Consider the following 23,464-nt stretch of genomic DNA (forward strand, 5'->3'; position numbering starts at 1 on the left):
TTATGATTTAATAAAGTCCTTTAAATTTTTACCGTGTTTTGAGTTTGTTTTTAATTTACGTAAGATTTTATTTTCAATTTGACGAATACGTTCTTTTGAAACACCACCACGATCTTGCGCTAATTCATCTAATGAGTGCACTCTGTAACGTTCACCAAATTCATCTGTACCTACACCAAAACGTTTACAGATTAACTTACGGTCTTCTGGATCTAAAGTATCAATCATATCCATTAAAACTTCAGTTAATTCTTCTTGTGAAGCAAATTCAACTGGTGAAATGATATTGTCATCTTTAACAAAATCAGAGAATGCTGAATCGTTTTCTTTACCAACCTGTTTATCTAAAGAAATTGGGTCAATGTTGATTTTACGGATGTATCTAACTTTTTCAGCATTATATCCGTTTCCGTATTTTTCTGCGATTTCCTCGTCACTTGGTTCTCTACCTAATTCTTGTTGAAGTTCGCGTTCAATTTTTGAAATCTTGTTGATTGTTTCAACCATGTGAACTGGCACACGAATTGTTCTAGCTTGATCCGCTACAGCACGTGTAATTGCTTGACGAATTCATCATGTTGCATATGTTGAGAATTTAAATCCTTTATTAACGTCGTATTTTTGAACTGCTTTTAAAATACCTGAGTTACCTTCAGAAATTAAATCAATAAATGAAAGTCCTCTGTTTTTGTATTTTTTAGCATTATTAATAACTAAACGTAGGTTTCTTTGGATAAGTTTATCTCTTGCACGTTTTCCTCTGAAACCACCAAGTTCCATTTGTTCTGCAAGTTTCTTTTCTTCATCAACTGTAAGCAATTCACCATACTTACCAATTCAACGCATGTATCATTTAACAATATCGTTTGTTTCTGTAAGTTTGTTTGTAAGGTTAAGTTTTTTGTTTGTGTCTTCACCTAAGTCAACAGTATCATTGAAGTCAAATGAAAGTTTATCTAAGTCTAAATCTAAGTCGTCTTCATCAGAGTGATCAGCAAACATATCATCATCATCTGATTCTTCTTCATCTTCATCAGAATCATCTTCTTCTGTCTCATCATCTTTAGCTAAGTAGTGTTCATCTTCAATATCATCATCGATGAAATCGTCTTCGTCACTATCGTCATCATCAACTAATAATTCTTCATAATCTGGCTCTTCATCTTCATCAATAACTTCTTCAGTTTTCTTAGATTTTTTAGTAGATTTTTTTGAACCTGATAAATCAAAATCATCTTCGGTGTAATCATCATCGTCACCAAAGTCAACATCATCGACAATAATATCTGAGTCTTTTAACTCCAACATTAAGTCATCTGTACTATCTTCATCAACGAAAAAGTTCTTTTTCAAGATAATGTCAAAAACTTCTTCTTGTGTGAAGTGGTCTTTTTTGCTTTTATTTAATTCCTTTTTCAGGAAGTTAATTAAAGTTTCGAATTTTTGCATATTTCTTACTCCTTTTAAGGTTTTAATTTAATGGTTCTATTTTTTCAAAAGTCATTGATTTTTTTAATAATTTCATAACGATATGGCGGAACCACAATGTTTTTTGCTTGATTGTTTGTTGGATAGTTAATATCCAATCATTTTGCTCATTCTTGATTTAACTCATTGAGCATTGCTTTTACAGGAAGTGTTTTACCTGTCTCAAATGCTTGGTTAAATGATTCAATGGCATTGTTTATAAAGATATTAGTAAACTCTTCTTGAATTGCTTGGTTATTAATATCTGAGAAGTAATCACTTAATGCTTCACTTGATATTTCAAGAGCTTTATCAGGAGAAATTTGATTTTCATCCATAGCGACTAACTCATCAAAAAGTTTTTTAACATTCTCTGGATAGATAAATAAACTTTGAATATTTTCTATTTGTTTAAATAACTTTAATGCTTGTGGGTTAGATAAAATACCAATTAGAACATTAATTCTTGTGATCTTTTTATCAAATCAGAATTTATCATATGCACGTTGATATGCTACTGGTTCTTGAGTTTGATAAGTCGGTGTGTCAATTTGAGTTTCAAAATCATAACTCGGAATATAACTTGGTTCATAATTTTGAAATTCATTTTCATAACTTGTTTTTGTGTATTGTTTATTTTTTGCTTGTGCTAATTTAAGAATTGAATCAATTTTGAGTTTATAGTTAAAATCTTTTTCGAGACGAAGCGCAATATATTGAATTTGTTCTTCAGTCATAAGAACTAAATATTGATCTAATTCTTTAATAAAATCATTTAAATGTTGAAAGTCAACGTTTGTGTTTAAATTATGAATTTTCTTAAGTTGTTCATAAACAAAATCGACAGATGATTGTGTGCTTTGAGTAACAAGATTTTGTAATGTCTCTGCACCATATTCTTTTAAGATTTCATCAGCATCTTTAAGGAATTTGTTAAGCACAACAACAGTTTCAACATTGTTTTCTAAAAGAGTTTTAATGCTACGTAACGATGCATTAATACCTGCATTATCATTATCTAAGAATAATGTAACTTTATTATTTCTAATCAATTGAACATGATCTTTAGTTAATGCAGTACCCATAATAGCAACTGTATTGGTGATATTTGCTTTATAGCAAGCAATAACGTCCATGTAACCTTCAACAATTACTACTTCTTTTTTATTAGCAATGCTTTCTTTAGCATTGTGGTAGTTGTATAAAATTTTAGACTTATGGAACAACTCTGTTTCAGGTGAGTTGATGTATTTGGCTTGTGTATCTTTAGTTAAAGCACGTGCTGAGAAAGCAACTAATTCACCTTTTGCATTTTTGATACCAAAAGTAATCCGATCTCAAAACATTTCATTATGATCTTGGTTTAATAAACCTGCTTTTACAAGAATGTTATTGTCAGCGGTTAATGCTTTAAGAGCATCTTTTAATCTACCCTTTGGAGCAAAACCGATATCAAACATATCACGGATATCTGGATCATCTAAACCACGTTGTTTAATATAATCACTTGCAGCTTGATTTGCTCAGATTTGAGTTTTATAGTAAGCATTAACGAGCTCTAGTGAGTCTAAAATTTGAATTTCTTCTTCTGTATAGTTATTTATTTCTTGGTTTTGATGTTGACTAAAATCGTAGTCAATGTTTTGTTTTTGAGCTAAATATTCAATTGCTTGAATAAAATTAAGATTTTTAAATCTTCTAATGAAACTAGCAACATTTCCACCAGCACCACAAGGAAAACATTTGAAAATTTGTTTTATTGGTGAGACTGTAAAACTTGGTGTTGAGTCTTGGTGAAACGGACAAAGGCCAACATAGTTGTTACCCTTTTTGTTTAAATTAACAAATTCAGATATTATCTCAACTATGTCGGCTTGTTTTATTATTTGTTCGGATAGTTCTATTGGAAAATGTTTTTTTACCATTTAACTCTCCTTGCGTGAATTAAAAAATTATTTGTGTGTTGCTAAAAAATGCGGAACTTCTTCAATTGGAATTCTAACTTGTTCCATTGTATCTCTATGACGTAATGTTACATTACCATCTTCTAATGTGTCATAATCAACTGTTAAACATCAGAATGTACCAATAGCATCTTGACGACGGTAACGTTTACCAATTGTACCTGCTTCATCGTAAGTTGTTGCAATACCTAAATCTAATAATTTATTAAACACTTCACGAGATTTCTCTGAAAGTTTTTTAACCAATGGAAGTACAGCAACTTTATATGGAGCAACGTCATAAGGGAATGAAAGAACGATTCTTTGATCATTTTCTGCTAATTGTTCTTCTTTGTAACAATCAGCGATTACAGCTAACATTAAACGATCAAGTCCAATTGATGGTTCGATAACATATGGAACAATCTTTTTGTTTGTCTCGGGATCTAAGTAATCAAGAGATTCTCCAGTGGCAGCCATATGTGATTTTAAATCGTAATCTGTACGATTAGCAATCCCAAGAAGTTCACCTCATCCAAATGGGAATTGGAATTCGATGTCGCTTGTACCCGCAGAGTAGTGTGCTAATTCTTCTTGATCATGTGCTCTGATTCTAATGCTATCTTTTTGAATACCTAAAGCTTGAACGAAATTATAAGCTTTATCAACGTAGTAGTCAAATCATTGGTTTGCTTCTTCTGGTTTTGTAAAGAATTCTAATTCCATTTGTTCGAATTCTCTAGTTCTAAAAATAAAATTACCAGGTGTTACTTCATTACGGAAACTTTTACCAACTTGTGCAATACCAAATGGTAATTTAGCACGTGTTGCACGGTGTACATTTTTGAAGTTAACAAAAATACCTTGTGCAGTTTCTGGACGAAGATAAACTTTTGATTTAGCTCCTTCAACAACACCTTGACTTGTTTCAAACATTAAATTGAATTGTTTGATTTCTGATCAATCTGTTTTATCACCTTCATACTTAGTAACATGGTCTCTTAAAAATTGAGCCATTTCTGCATGAGTCATTTTTTCGGGGATGATTGTTTCATCGTATTCTTGAATAAGTTTGTCAGCACGATATCTTTTTCCATTAACTTTGTTTTCGATTAATGGGTCTGAAAAATTAGAAACGTGACCACTTGTTACTCAAACTTGAGGGTTCATTAAAATTTTTGAATCAATTAAAAAATTATTTCCTTCTTTTGTTACAAATTCTCTTTTTCATAAATTTTCGATATTGTCTTTAAGTAAAGCTCCAACAGGCCCATAATCTCATGTGTTTGATAAACCACCATAGATTTCGCTTCCTGCGAAAACAAAACCACTTACTTTTAAATGGTTAACAATATTTTGCATTTTTTCTTTGTTATTTAGCATATTGCTATTTTACTACTTTTTACTTTTTTAAAAAATATTATTTTTTAATGATGGAAAAATTCATGAAAACAAAAACGCACTTGAAAATAAGTGCATTTTTTGAGTGGTCAAATTTTAGTTAAATTCTTATTTAATTGGGTCGATAATTCCGAATGCAAATAAGATTACAAGTGCTACTAAAATTCCATATGCAAGTGCTAATAAGAACACTGCTAATCAGCTAATTGGAGTTGCTTCTTTAACAACAACTGGTTGTGTTTCAGCTGGTACTTCTTTTTCAACTGTTACAACTTCTTTATCGAATGGTGTATCAAATACTAAGAAGTGTTGTCTACGTGCATCGTATCCTAAGAAAATTGCATATATGTATGCTTCTTGTGGAACAAATCCAACATGCATGTGGTTGAATAATACGTATGATGTTCTTTGTGAAACTTTGATGTTTCCAACTAAACAACATTCTGAATATAATGCTGTTTCTGCAGAATATTCAATGTCTTTTTTACCAATAATTCTTTCTGATAATTCACCAATTGATTTTGTTAATGAATATGTAATTCCTGCAAGTAATTTTGAGTAGTAAACATCATCTTTGAACTCTTCTCTTAAGTATTTTGCTTCTTCTAATACGTGTTCAAAGTTAGCTTCGATATCTTTAACATCTTGTACTGATGTAAATGTTTCTTCAGTGATTTTTGTTGTTAATTTTTCAAGTTTTCTTGCATAAATTGCTAATACTTTAATTTGTTCTAATAATGGTAATTCACGAACATATTTATATTCTGTAATTTTGTCTTCAACAACAACTGGAATAACTTCTGGTTGAACTTCTTCAACCACTTCAACAACTGGTTGTTCTACAACTTCTTCTACCACAACTGGTTGTTCTTGTGATCTTCTCTTAAGTTCTTCAATTTCTTTAAGTAATTCTTCTTTATCTGAGTTTGAATCTTGTAATTTTTGGTAGAGTTGTTGAATTTCTTGTGAATAATCTTGGTCTGTTCTGTCTTTTAATAATGTTGTTAATTCAAGAATTTGTGCATTTAATTTTTCAATTAATAAGTCTTTGGCAGATTTTTTTCTTTCAATTTTGAAATCATCTTCTACTGGGAAGTATGTTTCGTGATCTCTTAAGATTTTAAAGTCAACAACTGCTTTTAAATCTTTGTTTGCTTGTTTTGTTTTTCTTAATCCTGTTTCTGGGTCGATGTTTAATTCTTCTGCAGTTTCGTTGTGATCTAAGTTTCCGTCGAATTTATCAACGTTGAATTCATAAACTCTAACTTCTTTTCCGTCTCTTACTTCTGCTTCATCAATTAAAAGTCCACCTCAGATTTTCTTATCTGTTTGGAATCATGTTGCACAATCATAACCAAGTGATAAGAATCATGTCATTGCATCTTTACGTGTTTTGAATAATGCAAGAGGACTGTCTACCTTAGGGTGTTTTAAAGCTCAAGGATAGTTCTTGTCTTTATTAGGTCTGTATAAACATTGTAAACGTTTCATAATTTTAATTCCTCTTTCAGTTAATGTAACTATCTAATAGGCTCAAATAGTTATTTTTAGATATATATACATAATTATAAATTATTTAATGACATTTTTATTATATGTAGTGTAAAAAAACCTTTTTTAACTACTGTGTAGGCATAAAAATATGTGAAATAATATAAAAACGACTGAAAAAAATGATGTTTTTTACCTTTTAATTCCTAAAATAAGGAATAAAAATATTCAGAGCTATTGGTTATTTACTTGATAATACAAATATTTGTAAAATGATTTATAATAAATATATGATAAAAAACATTAACTATAAACAAGGTGATGTAGCAACTGGAAAGGTTATTAAAACCGGTTTAAAATTCATCGTAGTTCAAGATAGATTTAGTAATGAATTTATAATTTATAAAAAAGAAGTTACAGATTATATTAAAAACAAGTTAACAGACATTTTCACTCAAGGTGAAATAATTAACTTTATAGTACTATCATATAATCCTAAAAAATCTCAAGGACAAGGATCATTTAAACGTAATCACCCAAATCACGTTAAACGTGATGTTATCTGCAATATTAAAAAATGTGCAGAACTTAAAGAAACATCTAGTGGATTTGCTAATTTGTACACTCATATGATGAGTTCATTAGAAGAAAATAACGAATCAAACAATAAAATAGAACTAGAAATATCAAACGAAGTAGAATAAAATAATTAAAATGGAGCAAAATGTCATTAATAACTCTAAGAAAGAATTACTTTCAAAATAATGCTGAAAAAGAAAAAGAATCAAATAAAGCTAATGAAATAATCGAGCAAATTAAATCATTAAATTTCAAAGGTTCTTCTTTTTTGGGTTTCGATGATATTGCAATCAACTTCACCTTAAATGGTGTTGATCAAATATTAAGCTTCGTTGATAAACTTTATAAAAGAAATATTGACATCTTAATAATCTGAACTAAAAAAGAAATTCAAATTGGAATTGAAGCAGCATTAGAATTTATTTTTGGTAAATACGACTATAATCAAGATAAAAAAATCCAATTAGTGTTTATCAATGAACAACAAACACCTGAGTATATTGATAAAGAAATAACATATCAATTAAATAAAAATCAAGACAAAAATATCTCATTATTATTTTTAGATAGTTTTGGGAACAATGAATCACAAAAATATTCTATTGAAACATTTATCTCAAAATTCAATCATCAAGCGAGTGAGTTCTTAATTCAAAAATCAATTTACTACATCGGAAGCAGAAAAACATACACAAGCATAACAAATGTAAATGTTCCATATGAAAACATCTTCTTTGTCTCAGATGATATTCATAGTGAATATTCGCTTGTATCTGAACTTAGTATGATTTTATTAGCAACTCAAGGCGTAAATATTCAAAACATGATCGATGGATATGCAAATATGAGTCAAAAGATTCTTAATCCAGATATTTACTTCAACGTTGCACTTGATTTAGCAATGGTATTCAATGCTAATTTAAGCAAAAAAGAACATCATGGAGTTAATAATATTTTTATTGCATATGATGTCTTTGCTAAAAAACTTGCAAAACTTTTCTCATATATGTTTAATAAAACAACCTTAGAACTAGGTGTATTAAATTCAGCTCTAGATTTTCCAACACAAATTTCAACCTATGGCCAAACACTATTGACTAGTGATGATTCAATTTTTGTTAACTTTATTACAATTAAAGAAAAACTATTTGATTATCAAACTTCATCGAACTTAGAAAATGATGATTTAATTGATCAATTAAAACCATTAACAATTAATCAATTTAATGCTGAGAGTTTCACAACGTTTAATAACTACTTAACAAGTTATAATAGTGACTTAAAATCAATACAAATCGAAATCCAAAACAACTCTGAACAGGCATTAGGTGAATTAATTTCATTGTTATATTGAAGCAGAATTTTCTATTGTGTTTTAAACGATTTAGATTCATTCAAAATCAATTAAAAAATCCACGATAACGTGGATTTTATTTTACTTTTGTTTATTGTTTTCTCAAAGTTTTCAATATGCACCTTTTGAATTCATTAATTCATCATGTGAACCATTTTCAATGATTTCACCTTCTTTTAAAACTAGAATTTTATCAGCATGAACAATTGTGCTCAAACGGTGTGCAATAATGAATGAAGTACGATTTTCAATTAATCTATTCATTGCATTATTCACGATATGTTCTGTGTGCGTATCGATATTTGATGTCGCTTCATCAAGAATTAAAACAGGTGGGTTCTTGTAATTTGCTCTTGCTATTGCAACAAGTTGTTTTTGACCTTGAGATAGGTTCGAACCTGAATTTACTAATATTGTTTCATATTCATCTTGCATCTTGTTGATGTGTGTGTTTAAATTAGCTGCTTCAGTTACATTTTTAAGTAAATAATCATCAATTCCTTCTGTACCATAGATAATGTTGTTTTTAACGGTATCAGTGAATAAATGTGCTTCTTGAAGTATATAACCAATTGATTTTCTTAATGATGCTTTTTCAATATCTTTGATATTGATATCATCATAGAAAATATCTCCTTTAGAGACCTCATAAAAACGAGTTATTAAGTTAACGATTGTTGTTTTACCAGCACCGGTTGCTCCAACAAGTGCAACTTTTTCACCAGCGTTTGCAATAAATGAAATATCTCTTAAGGTTCAATGATCTTGATATTTAAATCAAACATTTCTAAATTCAATTTTACCTTCAACAAATTTATATTGACATTTTCTATCACTCGATTTAGGGAATTTTCATGCATATTTACCATAATTTTCGCTCATTGGTATTTCAATGTAATGATTATTTGCTTCTTCAACTTTTACAAGTTTAATCTTACCTTCATCAATTTCAACTGGTACATCAAGTAAGTCAAAAACACGTTTTGTTCCAGCAAGAGCAAGAATAATGATATTTGCATTTTGCGTCATGGTTGAAATTGGACCTGAGAAACTTTTAGCAAATTGTGTGAATGAAATAATTGTCCCAATTGTTAATCCAATAATGCTTCATAAATTAGCTTGTGCAGTTGGTGAGACATAAATCGTTATTAATGCACCAACTAAAACCACTATGGCATAGGCAATATTACCTATATTTTGTGCAACTGGGAAAATAATATTTGAGAAGAATTCTGAACGGAAGTTTTGTTTCGCTAGTTCAGCATTATGGTTCTGATATTGTTGAATAGCGTCATTTTCTTGATTAAACATTTTAATAGTTTTTAAACCAGCAATATTTTCATCTGCAAAACCAGTGATTTCACCAATTTTTTGTTGTTTATTTCTAAATGCTTTTGATGATTGTTTACCAATGAAATAAGCTGATAAAAATATAAATATAACTGATACTAACATAATCAATGCTAATATTCAACTAAATACAAACATAACAATTACAGCTACAAAAATAACTATTGAAGACTGTATCATAGATGGAAATGATTTTGACAAGAATTGTTTCAGTGTATCAATATCCGAAGTGAAATGAGCTAAAAGTTTTCCTTTTGCAGTTCCATCAAAAGTTTGAACTGCTAAGTTTTGAACATGTTTATATAAGTCATTACGAAGCTTTGTGATAACTTTATATGTCACATTGATCATTATTCTATTGGCAGCAAAACCAGAGAGTACAGCAACTAAAAATAGTGTTGCAGATCCAAAGATAATCAATTGGAATTTTTGATAATCAAAGGCGCTAGTGCGATCTGCTGCATCATTAACTTTTACTAATAAACCTTGGTAGATGATTTGACCTATAAATACTTGATTGTATAACATACCGCTAGTACTCAAAATAATTAAGAATCCAACAAGCAATAAACTTAATTTGTGTTCTGCTCAAATGATCCTAAAAAGTCTTTTAAAAGTGCTTTTTTTGTCTTTGCTAGAGAGTTGTTCAAACTTAGCATTAGTCGATTGTATTCTCATCTAAACCTCCCGCATTTTGTTGGATTTCATATAACTCTTTGTAGAATTCGTTAGTTTCAAATAATTGGCTATGCGTTCCTATTTGTTCAATTTTTCCATCTTTAAAAATTACAATTCTGTCACAATTTTTAATTGATGAAACCTTTTGAGCGATGATAATTTTTGTACATGAATTAATTTTATTTAATGCTTGTTTTATTTCTGCTTCGGTTTTAAAATCAACTGCCGAAGTAGCGTCATCTAAAATTAAGATTTTAGGCTGTTTGATTAAAGCACGTGCAATACATAATCTTTGACGTTGTCCACCCGAGAAGTTTGAACCTTTTTGTGTAACGACAGAATCAAGCTTTTCTGGAAGGTTTATTACATAATCATAGATGTTTGCGTATTTTAATGCTTGATAAATTTCTTCATCTGTTGCATCAGGTTTACCAAATTTCATATTGCTTCTAATTGTTCCAGAGAATAAAATATTATCTTGGAAAACAGTTGCTATTTGAGAAGTTGTGTTTTGGATATCAAGATCTTTGAGATCAATATCATTGAATAATACTGTTCCATTATCAGGATCATAAAATCTATTGATTAAATTGATAAATGTTGTCTTACCAGAACCAGTTTCACCAATAATTCCAATTGTTTCACTTGGTAAGATATCAATATTGATATCATTTAAAGCCTTTGCAGTTGTATTATGATATGAAAAATTAACGTTTTTAAATTCAATACTTCCATCTAAATCTACCACTAAGGCATTTTCATTATTTTTAATACTTGGGTCACGTTTGATAATTTCATCAATTCTTTTCTTAGTAGGTATTGCCATTAAGACAAATCCCATAACATTCATTAACCCCATTAATGAACCCGAAACCATTCAAATGTATGAACTAAAAGCAATAATTGAACCAATTTGAATTTTTTTAGATAAATATAAATTAGTACCAATTACAGCAAGCGCAATAACACTCATGAAAATTGCTCCCATAATTACTAATGTACTTCATGTAATGTTTTTTTCTGCTTCAGTATTTGTATCTCTTAGCTTGTTTGTAATTTCTTTCATACGTTTGAATTCAAACTCTTCTGTAACATATGATTTAATCGTTCTAATTCCATAAAGGTTTTCTTGAACTTTTTGGTTATATTTGTCATATTGTCTATAAAGACGCTTAAATTTAGGGTTAGTTGTTTTTCATATGAAAAGTGTTGATATAGCAATAAATGGTATTGTAACTAAGAATATACCAGACAATTCTACCGATTCGTGAATTGAGAAAACAAGTGCAACAACAAACATAATTGGTAGTCTTATAAGTGTTCTAATGAGTAAGTTAAAAGACATCTGAATGTTGTTTACATCATTATTTAAGCGGTTTAAGATTGCGCCACTGCTAAAATAATCTATGTCATTAAATGAAAAAATCTGAACTTTTGCAAAAATATGATTCCTAATGTTTTGTGCATATCTCGACGAGGCTTTTGCCGACATAAATGAACTTAATATACCTGTGGTTAAGGCGCCAAAGGCAAAAACAATTAATAAAATTGCATTTTTTCAAATGTGTTTCATCACAATTTGGTCAGATGGTTTTCGTATTTCATCAATAATTTGACCTGCTAAACCAGGCATAGCAACTTGTGAAATAACTTCAATGATTCCAATGATAATAGTTATTGCCGCAAATAATCTAACACCTTTAGTTAGCGTCCAAAATGAGACTTCCTTATTTTTAGTTGTTTTCATTTTTATTCCTTTTTAATTTAGAAAAAAGAAAGTAATTATTTATTACCTTCTATGTTACATTTATTTTCATGCACATGCGTTTGTTGCTCATGTCCATCATTAATACATTTACACAATATTTTATCAAATGATTCAAGATCAATTATTTCTTCAATTAAGACACCATATTTTTTTACGAATTCTGGTGAAATATAGTAATAACTAAATAAACCATCTTTTTTAACAGCTACTATACCTTCTGTTCTTAAATTTGATAAGTGTTTTGAAATATTAGCTTGTTTTCCACCAATTAGCTCAACTAATTCATGAACATCACATTCACGTTCGTGACATGTATATAGGTGAATTATTAATTTAAGTTTTATTGGTGATGATAATATTTTTAATAATTTACTTAATTTCATATTTTCCTCCATTAAAACTCGTCATCAAGTGATGAGTCAAAGATTCATTCTTTTGTTGCATCACTCATTGATGGCACATTTTGGTTAACTGTTTGTTTTGAATTTTTAACATTTAATTTTTCTAAAACTTCTTGTTCTTTTTGTGCATCTATTTCAGTTGTTTCTTTGTTGGTTTGAATTTCTTTTGTACTTTTACCTCAATTTAAGACAAATTCATCATCTGCTTCATCTTCTTCATCATTGAATAGAATTTCTTCTTGTCCTTCATTTTGCTCTTGATTTTCTTCACTAGATTCTTCATCTGAATCTGGAGCAACTAACTCATCATCAACCACAAATTGTTCTTCATTTTCAGCAATAACAGTTTCTTTGTCTAATTCAGTTTCTAATGAAGTAGTTTGATTTTGATTATCTAATTCATCAATGTTTTTAGTTCTGCCTTCTTCGTCTTCATAAGCACTAAAACCAAAGATATTTTCTGAAGTATTTAAGATTTCATCATCAAATCAATTATCAATATTTTGTTCTTCTTGAACTTTGCTTGATTCAGGATTTTCAACGTTATCAATTTCAACTTCTTTTTCATATACTTCAATGTTGTTTGTTTCATCCATTTCTAATGGTGTTTCCATGTTTTCGTTTTCATTAAAATTATTAATTAACTCTTCAATACCATCAGTGCTGTCTAAATGATCTTCAACGAATTCATCTTGCTCATTAATTTGTTCATCATTTTCTACATCTAAATTTTCTTGAGTTGGAGCAATCGTTGTTTGATCTACTAAAAATTCTTCTTCAATAAGTTTTTCTTCACTATTTTCAAAAAATTCAGGTGTTTCTTGGACTTCTGCGCCTTTGTCTAAGTCTGATAAGTCAAATTCATTAAATAAATGAGTTTCAATAGTTTTATCATTAATTTCAATTTCAGAAGTTTCAACTAATTCAGCTTGTTTTTCAATTTCTTGAGTAGTTTCATGAGTGACTTCTTTAGTTTCAATTGGATTGAAAACATTATCTAAAGTATCAGCTGCATCGTTATGATTTGTTTCTTTTGTGAATTCTAATTCTGTTGAATCATCAGCGAAGTGACTTGAAAAGAATTTATCATCTTGTTTTACAAGTTCAATTTGACTTGTGATTTCTGCAGTTGCATCTTGAATTGTTTCTGTTTGTTCATACTTGTTAATAATGTATGTATGTGTTTTATTATTGATTGAATCCTCTTGGAATCTAACAAGATTATCAACATTAAATCATTCTTTAACATCGTTTTGAATATCGATTCAATTTAATGGGTTAACAATAACTAAATCGTACTGCTTAGATTTTAAGAACTTCATTGCATCATATAATTTCGCATATTGTTCAATTGAATTTGCGTAATTAAATGTATCAAAACAAATACATTTAAATGGGATTTTGTTGAATGTAACAACTAAATCAATATCGTTTGAACCAACAGTGTAGTTTTTAAAGATTTCAAAACGAATATCATCTTGAATTCTTTCTTTAATTTTGTTGAAAACAAGATCTTTAAATCATTCATCTTTTGCAATTGTGTTAGAGATAACATTATGATTATTAGCAAATGATTTTTGTAATAATTTCATTCTATCTAATGTAGTCATTTCTAAATATTCAAGTCATTTTTTGAATATTTTCATATCATCTGACATATCTCCATTTGATGTTACGTCATCCGACATAATTGTTTTGACAATAATCATCTTGTCTTTTGCTCTTGATATCGTTACGTTTAAGGCGTTTTTACCACCTGGACGACAAACGTATGTTGAATTTAATTTTGTATCTTTATCATATGCGACAGTAGCAACAACTAAATCAGCTTCATCACCTTGAATATTTTCGATATTTCTGATTAAAAGTTTTTTATCATGAATTGCTTCTTCAAGTTGTGGATGGTGACGATAAATTAAATTAGTTATATATTCTGCTTGTTTGGAGTTGAATGATAAAAGAATAATTTTGTTGTATTTATCTAAGTTTTCAATTACTTTATCAATTGCTAATTTAGCTTCAGCGATATTTTGTGTATTTTCTCACTTACCATCAACTTGGAAAACTTCAATTGGTTCATCATTTCAAACTGATGCAGAATCAAGCACATCTAATTTACCATCGTAGAAGTATTTGCTTGAATAAGTCATTAATGCAGCATGATTTGAACGATAGTTTTTATCAAGCATAACATTATGTACACCTAATGAAAGCGCATAATCTAAGACAGATTCAACTTGACCAAAGATAGAATCATCAGTATATCTGATTCCAAATCAGTTACTTGGCTTCATTTGTTCAGTATCACCAGCAAGAATCTTGATTTTTGCTAAGTATAAAATTGGTAAAGCATTTTCAATGAAAATTTGACTTGATTCATCAAGGATCGCATAATCAAATTCATTTTTTGATCAACCTGATAAATCAGTATTTGGAGTTGCAATAATAATTGGATAAATTAATTTAATAATCTGTGAGTACTTTTTAACAAAACGATATGGTTCAAGATTGTTAATACGAACAGATTGTGCAAACTCACGGTAAAGTCTCTTTTGCTCTTCATTAAAATTGTTAATTCTTTCGAAAATCATTTCAGTGATAATTAAACGAAGGTTTTCTTGGTTTGAAACAATTGGTTTGTGTGCTAATTCTTTATTTAACTTAATTAAATTATTAAGTTTTTTGAATGGACTATATTCTGAATCAACATTATTGAATCCAATTGTTTTAATAAAGTTCATTAAGTCCGCAAATGATCCATCGAAATTAGGCATTTCGTGATCGATTTGTTGACCGATTTTTTTGATTTCATAATACTTCTTAATAAATGGGAAAAATTGCAATTTAGCAAGTCTTAACATTTCTTTTGAAGTGTTTGTTGTAGGTTTGTCTGGATATTTTAAATCACGTGGTAATTTAAGTAAAAAGTCCATTTGTTTTTGTAAATCAAAGTTTGGTTGGTGTTCTTTGATATAGAAGTATGCTTTTAAAACATTTTGCGAAAGTGAATCATTAAGATATTCTGATGCTTTTGAGATGAATTCGATTTCTTTCTTAGAAACAATTCCAAATGTTTCGATTTTACGTTGATCATTGAAGTTTTCAAGCATATCTAAGTATTCTTTGATTGGTTTATAGAATGTCTTACGTTTCATTTCTTTAGAGTTTAAAATGAATAAACAAAATGGAGCAAGTGATTCCATACGATGACGAATAACTTCTAATGCTGCTTTCTTTTGCGATGCAACAATAGCTGTTTTTCCATAGAATAAAATGTTTGTAAGAATATTAACAATTGTTTGTGATTTTCCAGTTCCGGGTGGACCTCAAATAACTGTGTTTTGATTAAGTGCAGATAAAATTGCCTTATCTTGTGAAAGGTTTGATGGGGTAATTCTAAATAATTTTAAATCTGGATTAAAGACTAATGAATTAACAACATTTTTATAAACATTCTTATTGAATTCAACTTTGATAATATCATCCATTTCATCATTTAAGATGATATCTTTCATACGATTACGTGAGTAACCACCTCATGGTTGATAAATACCTAAAACTGAACCAGGGTAGAAACGAAGGTTTTCATTTTGAATTTCGTCAATTGTTAAACTATTAAATGGTTCAGCAAGTGTTTTTGGAAGTTCATAAAGGTTTTCTCAATCTTCTTTAAGTTTTGACATTAAACTCTCGATTTTATAATCTTTGAAGTCTGTGTCTATGTTGATATTGAATTCGTTATTGTTAAGGAAGAATAATAATTTTTCATTAACTTTAATATCACCTTCTGATTTAATATTTGGTTTACCATTTGAAAATGTGATTGTAGCTTCTTTTAAGAATAATGGTGCATAAATTGCTTTATCATCTTTTCTAAAGCTTACAAATAAGAAACCAATGTGTAATGGTCAAATATTTGTTTCATCTAAAATGTTTGTTACTTTATCATTTAATAATTTTCATTTTAAAAGTGACTTTTGAAGTTTGAGTTCAAGTTGATTAAGAATCTTTTCACGGTTATATTCATAATCTTCTCTAATATTTTCAGCATTATATTTAATTCCTAATGCTTTAGCAACTTCATCGTTCTTTTCCATGTATAAAGCAAGATTCTCACCATTTGTAATATTCTTAACTCTCTTGATGAATTCAACAATTCTATTATCAAGAGCAGAAATTTCAAATGTGTCTGATTTATACATTTTCTCAAAATTATTCTCGCCAACTAATGAGTATAAATCGATAAAGTATTTGTTGTTAATCTTAGTGAAAATCGATGAATCATTTTGTGATACATCAAGTAAGTTATCTAGGATTACTTTGTATTTTGAATTTTCATTCATTTTATCCACCTTTCTTAAAGCGTTTTTATTAACGCATTATTAATCGCTTCAGTATATTCACCAAAAATGATTGATACTGAATTTGATTTAGCAAAAACTCCTTTTACTCCATTGAGTGTTTTTAAAGAATCTAATTTCACTTTTTTAATCTCTTTAACAAAAACTGTTAAGCGGTTTAATTTCACTTCTGTTTTTTCAATGTTATCTTTCTCAAAAATGCTAATTAATTCTGAGATGTTAAAAGGTAACTTATCGATTTGATAAATTGTGTTCTTTTGTTTTTGGGTTTGTTTATTTCACTTAATTCAAATAAGTCCGAATGTAATTATCGTTAAAAAAACAATTGTAAATCTATTTCTCTTCATATGTAAATTATACTTTTTTACTAAAATCTGTCCTTGATTTTTTAAAGTTTTATTCATAGAATAAAAAAATATTGATTTTTTGCCTAAAAAAGAGTTTTTTGCTGATGAAACACATTTTTCAAGCAGCTAATTGAATAAAATGCTTTTTACGACTTGGAGATAGTGATAAAAGGTTAAATTTATTCTTCAAAAACAAGGTAGGGAAATAATGGCATATTAAAGCATATATTTTATAAACTTTTGTTTATAATTCTAATATGAAAAAATTAGGAATTATTATCGACTCATTTTCAGGTTATACTGAAAAACAAGCTAAAGAAGAAGGGTTTAAATTCTTACCACTACAAGTTGAAATTGATGGTGTGGTTTACCAAGACGGAATTGACAACCACAAAGAAATTTTAGAAAAATTAAGTAGTTCAACAAACTTTAAATCTTCATCTCCAAGATTAGAAATTATCAATGAAGTAGTTAGACAAGCAGCAGAAGAATTCGAAGAAGTTATTTTTCTTGGAATTAGTTCAAAACTTTCATCAACTTCAAACCACGTAAGAACTGTTGCAAGTGATTTTAAAAATGTTTTTGTTTTTGAAAATCACTTTAGTGGAATTCAATTAATCAATGCAGCAAAATATGCACGTAGATTATATGAAGAAGATGGTTTAAGCATGAGAGAAGTATTTGAATTACTTGAAAAACTTAACTCTGAATCAGCTACATTTTTAGTACCAAAAACATTAAACTACATGATTAAAGGTGGGCGTTTAACAGGTATTAAAAAATTCTTAATGTCTAAAATCTCAATGCTTCCAGTGCTTGAATACTCAGTTGATGGAAGTGTTTCATCAACAGGATTAAAAAGAACAGTCCCTGGAGCAGTTGCTAAGGCAGTTGAAAAAGCTTGTTACTTTACAGAAGATATTGATAAATATGAATTTAATTGAATGCATGGTATCGATAAAGAAATTAATGAAATGGTTTTAGAAAACGCTAATTCATTTGATATCTCATTTAACACAGAACAAATTACATCAAGTGTTATTGCTATACATACGGGACCAGAAGCTTTTGCTGTGACCGTTATGCCTAAATTAAAATAATTAATTGTGAGGTAAATATGGCTACTACAACTAATAAAAAAACTACGAAAAAGAAAAAAACGACAACCACAACTAAAAGAAAAACAAAAAAATCTGCACCATTAGAAATGGATGCTAATCTTGGAACATTATCAGATAAAAGATTTACAAAATTAATTGATAACATCATCTTAGAAAATGAGCAAGATAAAATGATAGTAAAAAAATATCGCACGAATAAATTAGCTTATATCCTTGCGATAATTGTAATTATTTTAATAATCGCTGCAATTAGCATCCTTATTGTAGGTTTAGTTGATAATTGATTTGGCACAACTGTCGAATCAACCACAACATAAACTAGCACTAGTTCACAATAACCGAACTATATATCCCAACTGCAACTAATGCAGTTATCACATATGTAAATACAGTATATCCTAGGAGTACTGTATTATTTTTTCAACTTTTACGATTGTGATATAGAACTGTTAAATATGAGCCAAAAGTGACAAAAATATTTGTTGGAAAATTCATATCTCCCAATCATCTAGTAGTTAATAGTAACGTTAATGTGATCAAAGCACCTGAGGCACTGATAAAAATAAAGTTTTGTGTTAGGTTATCATTATAGATCACAAATTGTGTAATGAATAATAATGAAACTAAGATGATAATACCTATGTTATTGATTGATATGTTTTTAAGTGTTGTTGTTTTGCAATTAACATAATAATTGTTGAAGTGTGGTCATTTTTTATTGATAAAGATAAATAATACAACAGCACTAAATGCACCTAATAAATGTGCGAATAACACTAGGAATAAGTTTCCAACGTAAAAACTGTTTGTTACTTCTGTGTTACTAAAACCTCATTGCAATAAATAAAATATTGTTCCAAGTGGATTGACAACGGGTGGTAGATCAGTGTTTACTTTTTGATATAAATTGTTTGATTCAAATAAGAAAACTAGCAACCTTAGGACCGCGAAAGAAACTAATGCTGATCCAAAAATTGCTAGTGAATATATTAATGCATAAATGTATTTAATACGAGGTTTTTTATTTGCAACATATGTCGATACAAATGACATTGATACTAAGAAGAAAACTGCTAAGTATTCTGCTATAAAAAACTCTCATAAAAAATTATTATGTAAAACAAATTGCATTTGTTATTTTTTATCAACTACTTTGATGTATCCACGTGAGATAATGTAGTATTGAATTCCAGAAATAACTGCTAACACTCCAGCTGCAATAATTGGTGCATCGACGATTAATACTCAGTATCTAATTCCTGATTGAAAGTTGCTTGATATTTTTGCTAAAAGCGGAACAAGAATTAATGCTATTAAAATACCAATTGATAAAAGAAGTGTTTTTATTTTTCCTAATTTGTTTGCTGCAATAACTTGTCCGTTACTTGAAGCTGTTGCTCTTAATGAGCTTACTGTAATGTCTCTTAAAATGAATAATGCTGTAAGTCAAAATGGAACAATTTCAACTGATGCTGCATAAATTAATACTAAGTTTGTCATTAATTTATCAGCTGTTTGGTCTCAAATTTTACCTCATTTTGAAACTGTGTTTGTTTGACGAGCAATTTTGCCATCAAAATAATCTGTTGCCATTGCTAATCCAAATAGTAAAGCAATTGCAAGGTTTAATCCAAAGAAAGCTCAACCAAAGTCTGTGCTACCACTTCATCCGTGGTAGTAGTATGTTGCTCCTGTTAAAAAGATCATTGGAATAATTAAGATTAATCTAAATAAAGTTAAAGTATTTGCGGAAACAAATCCTTTTCTTTGTTTTCTAACCTTCTTGGTTTTTTGTGAATTGTTTTTCATATGAATTCCTCATTTCGTTTTTTAATTGTTCTTCATCATTATAAAGGTTTTCAATTGTAATGTCTTGATATTTTTTAAGATCATCATTTGCTTTTTGAATATTTTTGTCAAAAAACTCAATAACCATAGGTGCTTTAGTATCTCATAAGTTTGCATTTAAATCTTTAAGTGCAATTAAATTAGTAACTAATTCACCATATTTTGGATTTTCATGTAAATATGAACGATATTGTGGGCTTTTAAGTATTTCAACAATAATTGCTTTTGTATTTTGATTAATTTCAGACATTTTATACTCACCAATACTTGGAACAAACTTTTCTAATTGTTCTCTATTTAAAACGAATAACTCGTTGATTTTAATTGTTAAATCACGAACAAATACTGCTGCATCACGTGCTAATTCAAGTGCCGCTTGCTTAGAACGTTTGTGTGCAAGTTTATCTTTAATGTACTGGTATAAAATAAATACACTAAATGCTAAGACAATTACACCGAATAAAATTCAAACAATAACACTCGAATTAATACCAGTTCCAATTGAACTAGATGCTTGTGCGTTGTTCTCGGCAAATAATTTTGTAACTTTGACTGTTGTCATTCTTAAAACCTCCTTTCCATTGCTTATTTAGTAATTTTTAAAACTCATTTAGGTTCTTTTTGAACAATGAATTCTTCCATGATTTGGACTAATTCATCTTCTGTATAACTAATATTTTTAACCACTGCAGTTTGAAGGTATGCACTATACCCTTTAAAATCCATACGTGGTTTTGGAGCAACTTGTGTATAAGATAATTTTCCACCTTCACTAAGTGCCTCTGATACTGATACTGTTGTGTCAGCAAATTCCTCTTTAATCATTTTTAATAATTCTTGAGATTCTTTTTTGTGATGTAAATAACTTTCTGCAAGTAATTTTACTTTTTCTAAATCTACTGCTTTATTATTCATTAATTCCTTTCCAACACAACAAAAATAAATTTGACATGTTTATTTAAATTCAGCCAAAGTGGCTTGCTAGTGTTAAAACTCCAATATTTAATGCAAAGAATATCAATGTTGATAAAGCATCAGAAAGTGTAGTTAATATCGGAGCAGACATAACTGCCGGATCTTTTTTCATTCTAATAGCAACAATCGGGATAATTGTACCTAAGAATTTCGAGAATATAACAACTATAAATAATGAAAACGAACTTGCTATAATCACGAATGATAATGGGCCTCATTCAGTATCACCATCTTTAAATGATGGTATTGCAAAGTATATATATAACCTTGCTATGTTGATGATAAACATAATAACACCAATTATAGTTCCAACTGATATCTCCTTGAAAATAACTTTCTTAACATCTTTTCTTTCTATCTCACCTAGTGCAGCTGCACGAGTGATTGTTGTGGAACTTTGCGATCCCGCATTACCTGCAGAACCAGAGATAATCGGAATAAGAGAAACAATAATTGCAGTTGAAATTGTAACTCCTAAACCTTTAATAACATCTTCGCTGATGTCTGTAAATTTTTGAATAACGAACTGCGACATTGTTGCAGATAACATAAGAATAATTAATCATAAAACACGACTTTTAACAATCGACATAATTGTTGTTTTAAGATAATTTTCTTCTGCAGCATCAGGGTTAATTCCGGCCATTTTATACATATCTTCTGTTGCTTCTTCTTGAATAACGTCAATAACATCATCGGCAGTAATCATACCAATTAAACGTTTTTCTTTCGAAACAACTGGTAATGACGATCTATCGTGATCAGCAAAAACTCTTGCTGCTTCTTCTTTATCATCAACTGTATATACAGAGGCAACCACGTTATAAATTTCTTCTAATTTAGCATCTTCATCATTAGCGAATATAAGTTCTTCTAATGTGATATCTCCTAATAAGATACCATTTTCATCTACGATATAGAAGTTATGAGCTAATTCAATTTTTTTCTGATAATCTCGTTTGATTTTTGCTATCGCTTTTTTAGTTGTTCATTTTCCATGCAATGTTGAAATATCAACACTCATAATGCTTCCAACTTGATCGTCATTGTAAGCAAGTAAACTGTTGATTTTATCTCTTTTTTCAACTGGTGTTTCAGAGATAATGCGTTTCATAATGTTGACAGGTAATTCTTCAAGCACATCTACAAGTTCATCTGTTTGTAGATTTTGAAGGATATTCATAATATCTTCATCATTACTTAAACTTTCAACTAATTTTGTTTTAACATCATCTTCAAAGTATGAGAATACCTCTGCAGCTTCAGCAGTTTTAAGTACACGTAGAACATAAATTTGTTCAGTAGTACTTAAAGTTTCAATTGCTTCTGCAAAGTCTGCAACCGGGTATTCTTCTTGCAATTCACGAACTGCAATAATTTTTTGTTGACCAATTAAATCACGTAATTTTGAAATTAAATCATCTTTAATTTTTTCTGTAAATTCCATCTTAATCCCTTAAGTATTTAATTAATTGTTCTTGGAATTGATCTAATTTAACTGGTTGAATGATGCTTCCTTTGAGAATTTTGATGCTTCCATCTTCTTCTGAAACAACTACTGTTGTTGCATCACATTGCTCACTAATTCCCATAGCGGCACGGTGACGTGAACCAAATTTTGAATCGACACTTTTACGAGTTATTTTGTAGAAAGTAGCTGCGTAATAGATTTTATTATCTCTAATCACTACAGCTCCATCATGTAAAGGTGATGTTTTATTAAAGATAGCAATAAGTAAACTACTTGAAATATTTGCGTTTAAGACAACTCCATCAGTACGTAAGTTGTCAATATTATCATTGTTTTCAATTGTTATTAATGCGCCTATCTTGTGTTTCGATAAATATTCAACACTTTCACGTAATTGGTTAATTAAACGAATTTGTGAACTTTTACCTAATTTTTCATACTTATTCTTTTTAAATTTGTTTGAGATAAATCCAGAAAGAATAGGTCATAATATATAAATAGATAATAAAATAAGTGCAAATAATGTAATTGATGAAATCACAATAATTGCTTGAATCATTATTGGTTTCCAACTAAAAATGCGACTAAAATTATTAATCCCATAATTAATAGTGAAAATACTGTTCCAAAAATATTTCTTGTAAGTTCTCTTTTAAATCAAGGAAGATTACTTTGTTCTTCTTTGAATTCTGCTTTTTTAACTTTTATTTCATAATTAACTCTAGCTCTGGCTATTTCTTCTTGTCTAAATTTAATTAAATCAATAAATGGTTTTTTTTCTGATTCTTTTGCCATAAGCCCTCCATTTGTTTTATTTATGTCTATATTTTAATTTTTTTTAACAAAAACTTAATTAATTAAATTAAATAAATTTAATTAGTTCGAATTTTTTCAGAAAAAAACACCAAT

General features: G+C 28.9%; 20 protein-coding genes. 4 read left to right on the forward strand and 16 right to left on the reverse strand.

From position 1 onward, the window contains the following. The 4 genes from H9M94_RS01195 to H9M94_RS01210 all read right to left on the reverse strand — a co-directional run bounded on the left by H9M94_RS01195 (window position 1) and on the right by H9M94_RS01210 (window position 6,302). The gene (locus H9M94_RS01195) at window positions 1-1,449 is read right to left on the reverse strand and encodes an RNA polymerase sigma factor (protein ID WP_187469765.1); all 1,449 of its coding nucleotides are present in this window, start codon (window positions 1,447-1,449) and stop codon (window positions 1-3) included. A gap of 14 nt (window positions 1,450-1,463) precedes the next feature. After that, the gene (gene dnaG, locus H9M94_RS01200) at window positions 1,464-3,392 is read right to left on the reverse strand and encodes a DNA primase (RefSeq protein WP_187469766.1); all 1,929 of its coding nucleotides are present in this window, start codon (window positions 3,390-3,392) and stop codon (window positions 1,464-1,466) included. 27 nt (window positions 3,393-3,419) lie between these two features. Further along, window positions 3,420-4,793, reverse strand: a complete 1,374-nt coding sequence (locus H9M94_RS01205) for a glycine--tRNA ligase (protein WP_370576689.1) — start codon at window positions 4,791-4,793, stop codon at window positions 3,420-3,422. 126 nt (window positions 4,794-4,919) lie between these two features. After that, window positions 4,920-6,302: an MAG3090 family protein gene (locus tag H9M94_RS01210; protein WP_187469767.1), complete on the reverse strand. Its 1,383-nt coding sequence runs from the start codon at window positions 6,300-6,302 to the stop codon at window positions 4,920-4,922. Window positions 6,303-6,592: 290 nt separating this feature from the next. Here H9M94_RS01210 and H9M94_RS01215 point away from each other — a divergent pair, with 290 nt between their 5' ends. Both H9M94_RS01215 and H9M94_RS01220 read left to right on the forward strand, forming a co-directional pair. After that, a complete protein-coding gene (locus tag H9M94_RS01215) occupies window positions 6,593-7,006 on the forward strand; it encodes an RNA-binding protein (RefSeq protein WP_187469768.1) in 414 nt (137 codons plus the stop codon). Between the two features lie 20 nt (window positions 7,007-7,026). Further along, the gene (locus tag H9M94_RS01220; protein ID WP_187469769.1) at window positions 7,027-8,289 is read left to right on the forward strand and encodes a hypothetical protein; all 1,263 of its coding nucleotides are present in this window, start codon (window positions 7,027-7,029) and stop codon (window positions 8,287-8,289) included. A 27-nt stretch (window positions 8,290-8,316) separates the two neighbouring features. On the opposite strand, the gene H9M94_RS01225 is transcribed toward H9M94_RS01220, so the two are convergent. The 5 genes from H9M94_RS01225 to H9M94_RS01245 are packed head-to-tail and all read right to left on the reverse strand — an operon-like array spanning window position 8,317 to window position 17,140. Beyond that, entirely contained in the window at window positions 8,317-10,263 is a 1,947-nt protein-coding gene (locus H9M94_RS01225; protein WP_187469770.1) for an ABC transporter ATP-binding protein, read from the reverse strand. Continuing rightward, the gene (locus tag H9M94_RS01230) at window positions 10,244-12,010 is read right to left on the reverse strand and encodes an ABC transporter ATP-binding protein (protein ID WP_187469771.1); all 1,767 of its coding nucleotides are present in this window, start codon (window positions 12,008-12,010) and stop codon (window positions 10,244-10,246) included. Before H9M94_RS01230 ends, H9M94_RS01225 begins: the two co-directional genes overlap by 20 nt. A gap of 35 nt (window positions 12,011-12,045) precedes the next feature. Continuing rightward, window positions 12,046-12,414 carry a helix-turn-helix transcriptional regulator gene (locus H9M94_RS01235; protein ID WP_187469772.1) on the reverse strand — a complete coding sequence of 123 codons (369 nt, stop codon included), beginning with the start codon at window positions 12,412-12,414 and terminating at the stop codon, window positions 12,046-12,048. 11 nt (window positions 12,415-12,425) lie between these two features. Next, window positions 12,426-16,775 carry an AAA domain-containing protein gene (locus H9M94_RS01240; protein WP_187469773.1) on the reverse strand — a complete coding sequence of 1,450 codons (4,350 nt, stop codon included), beginning with the start codon at window positions 16,773-16,775 and terminating at the stop codon, window positions 12,426-12,428. 14 nt (window positions 16,776-16,789) lie between these two features. Beyond that, the gene (locus tag H9M94_RS01245) at window positions 16,790-17,140 is read right to left on the reverse strand and encodes a PTS sugar transporter subunit IIABC (protein ID WP_255483474.1); all 351 of its coding nucleotides are present in this window, start codon (window positions 17,138-17,140) and stop codon (window positions 16,790-16,792) included. Between the two features lie 257 nt (window positions 17,141-17,397). Here H9M94_RS01245 and H9M94_RS01250 point away from each other — a divergent pair, with 257 nt between their 5' ends. Together H9M94_RS01250 and H9M94_RS01255 are read left to right on the forward strand one after the other, a co-directional pair. Then, on the forward strand, window positions 17,398-18,240 hold the full coding sequence (locus H9M94_RS01250) for a DegV family protein (RefSeq protein WP_187469775.1): 843 nt from the start codon (window positions 17,398-17,400) through the stop codon (window positions 18,238-18,240). Between the two features lie 17 nt (window positions 18,241-18,257). Beyond that, window positions 18,258-18,578: a hypothetical protein gene (locus H9M94_RS01255; protein WP_187469776.1), complete on the forward strand. Its 321-nt coding sequence runs from the start codon at window positions 18,258-18,260 to the stop codon at window positions 18,576-18,578. A 7-nt stretch (window positions 18,579-18,585) separates the two neighbouring features. Here the strand turns inward: H9M94_RS01255 and H9M94_RS01260 are convergent, their stop codons facing one another. The 7 genes from H9M94_RS01260 to H9M94_RS01290 are packed head-to-tail and all read right to left on the reverse strand — an operon-like array spanning window position 18,586 to window position 23,350. Then, entirely contained in the window at window positions 18,586-19,392 is an 807-nt protein-coding gene (locus H9M94_RS01260; protein ID WP_187469777.1) for a hypothetical protein, read from the reverse strand. A gap of 3 nt (window positions 19,393-19,395) precedes the next feature. Beyond that, window positions 19,396-20,070, reverse strand: coding sequence for a CDP-diacylglycerol--glycerol-3-phosphate 3-phosphatidyltransferase (gene pgsA, locus H9M94_RS01265; protein WP_187469778.1), 675 nt, complete (start codon window positions 20,068-20,070; stop codon window positions 19,396-19,398). Beyond that, window positions 20,036-20,671 (reverse strand): MHJ_0274 family protein, encoded by a 636-nt coding sequence (locus H9M94_RS01270; RefSeq protein WP_187469779.1) that lies wholly within the window; start codon window positions 20,669-20,671, stop codon window positions 20,036-20,038. Before H9M94_RS01270 ends, pgsA begins: the two co-directional genes overlap by 35 nt. Before the next feature lie 23 nt (window positions 20,672-20,694). Next, window positions 20,695-21,024: a hypothetical protein gene (locus H9M94_RS01275; RefSeq protein WP_187469780.1), complete on the reverse strand. Its 330-nt coding sequence runs from the start codon at window positions 21,022-21,024 to the stop codon at window positions 20,695-20,697. Window positions 21,025-21,067: 43 nt separating this feature from the next. After that, window positions 21,068-22,531 carry a magnesium transporter gene (mgtE, locus tag H9M94_RS01280; RefSeq protein WP_187469781.1) on the reverse strand — a complete coding sequence of 488 codons (1,464 nt, stop codon included), beginning with the start codon at window positions 22,529-22,531 and terminating at the stop codon, window positions 21,068-21,070. A gap of 1 nt (window position 22,532) precedes the next feature. After that, complete coding sequence (locus tag H9M94_RS01285; RefSeq protein WP_187469782.1) at window positions 22,533-23,114, reverse strand: DNA integrity scanning protein DisA nucleotide-binding domain protein; 582 nt, start codon at window positions 23,112-23,114, stop codon at window positions 22,533-22,535. After that, the gene (locus H9M94_RS01290) at window positions 23,114-23,350 is read right to left on the reverse strand and encodes a hypothetical protein (RefSeq protein WP_187469783.1); all 237 of its coding nucleotides are present in this window, start codon (window positions 23,348-23,350) and stop codon (window positions 23,114-23,116) included. The genes H9M94_RS01285 and H9M94_RS01290 overlap by 1 nt, the downstream gene beginning before the upstream one ends. Between the last annotated feature and the right edge of the window lie 114 nt (window positions 23,351-23,464).

It is taken from the genome of Mycoplasma sp. Pen4 (assembly GCF_014352955.1).
Taxonomy (GTDB): domain Bacteria; phylum Bacillota_I; class Bacilli_A; order Mycoplasmatales; family Metamycoplasmataceae; genus Mycoplasmopsis.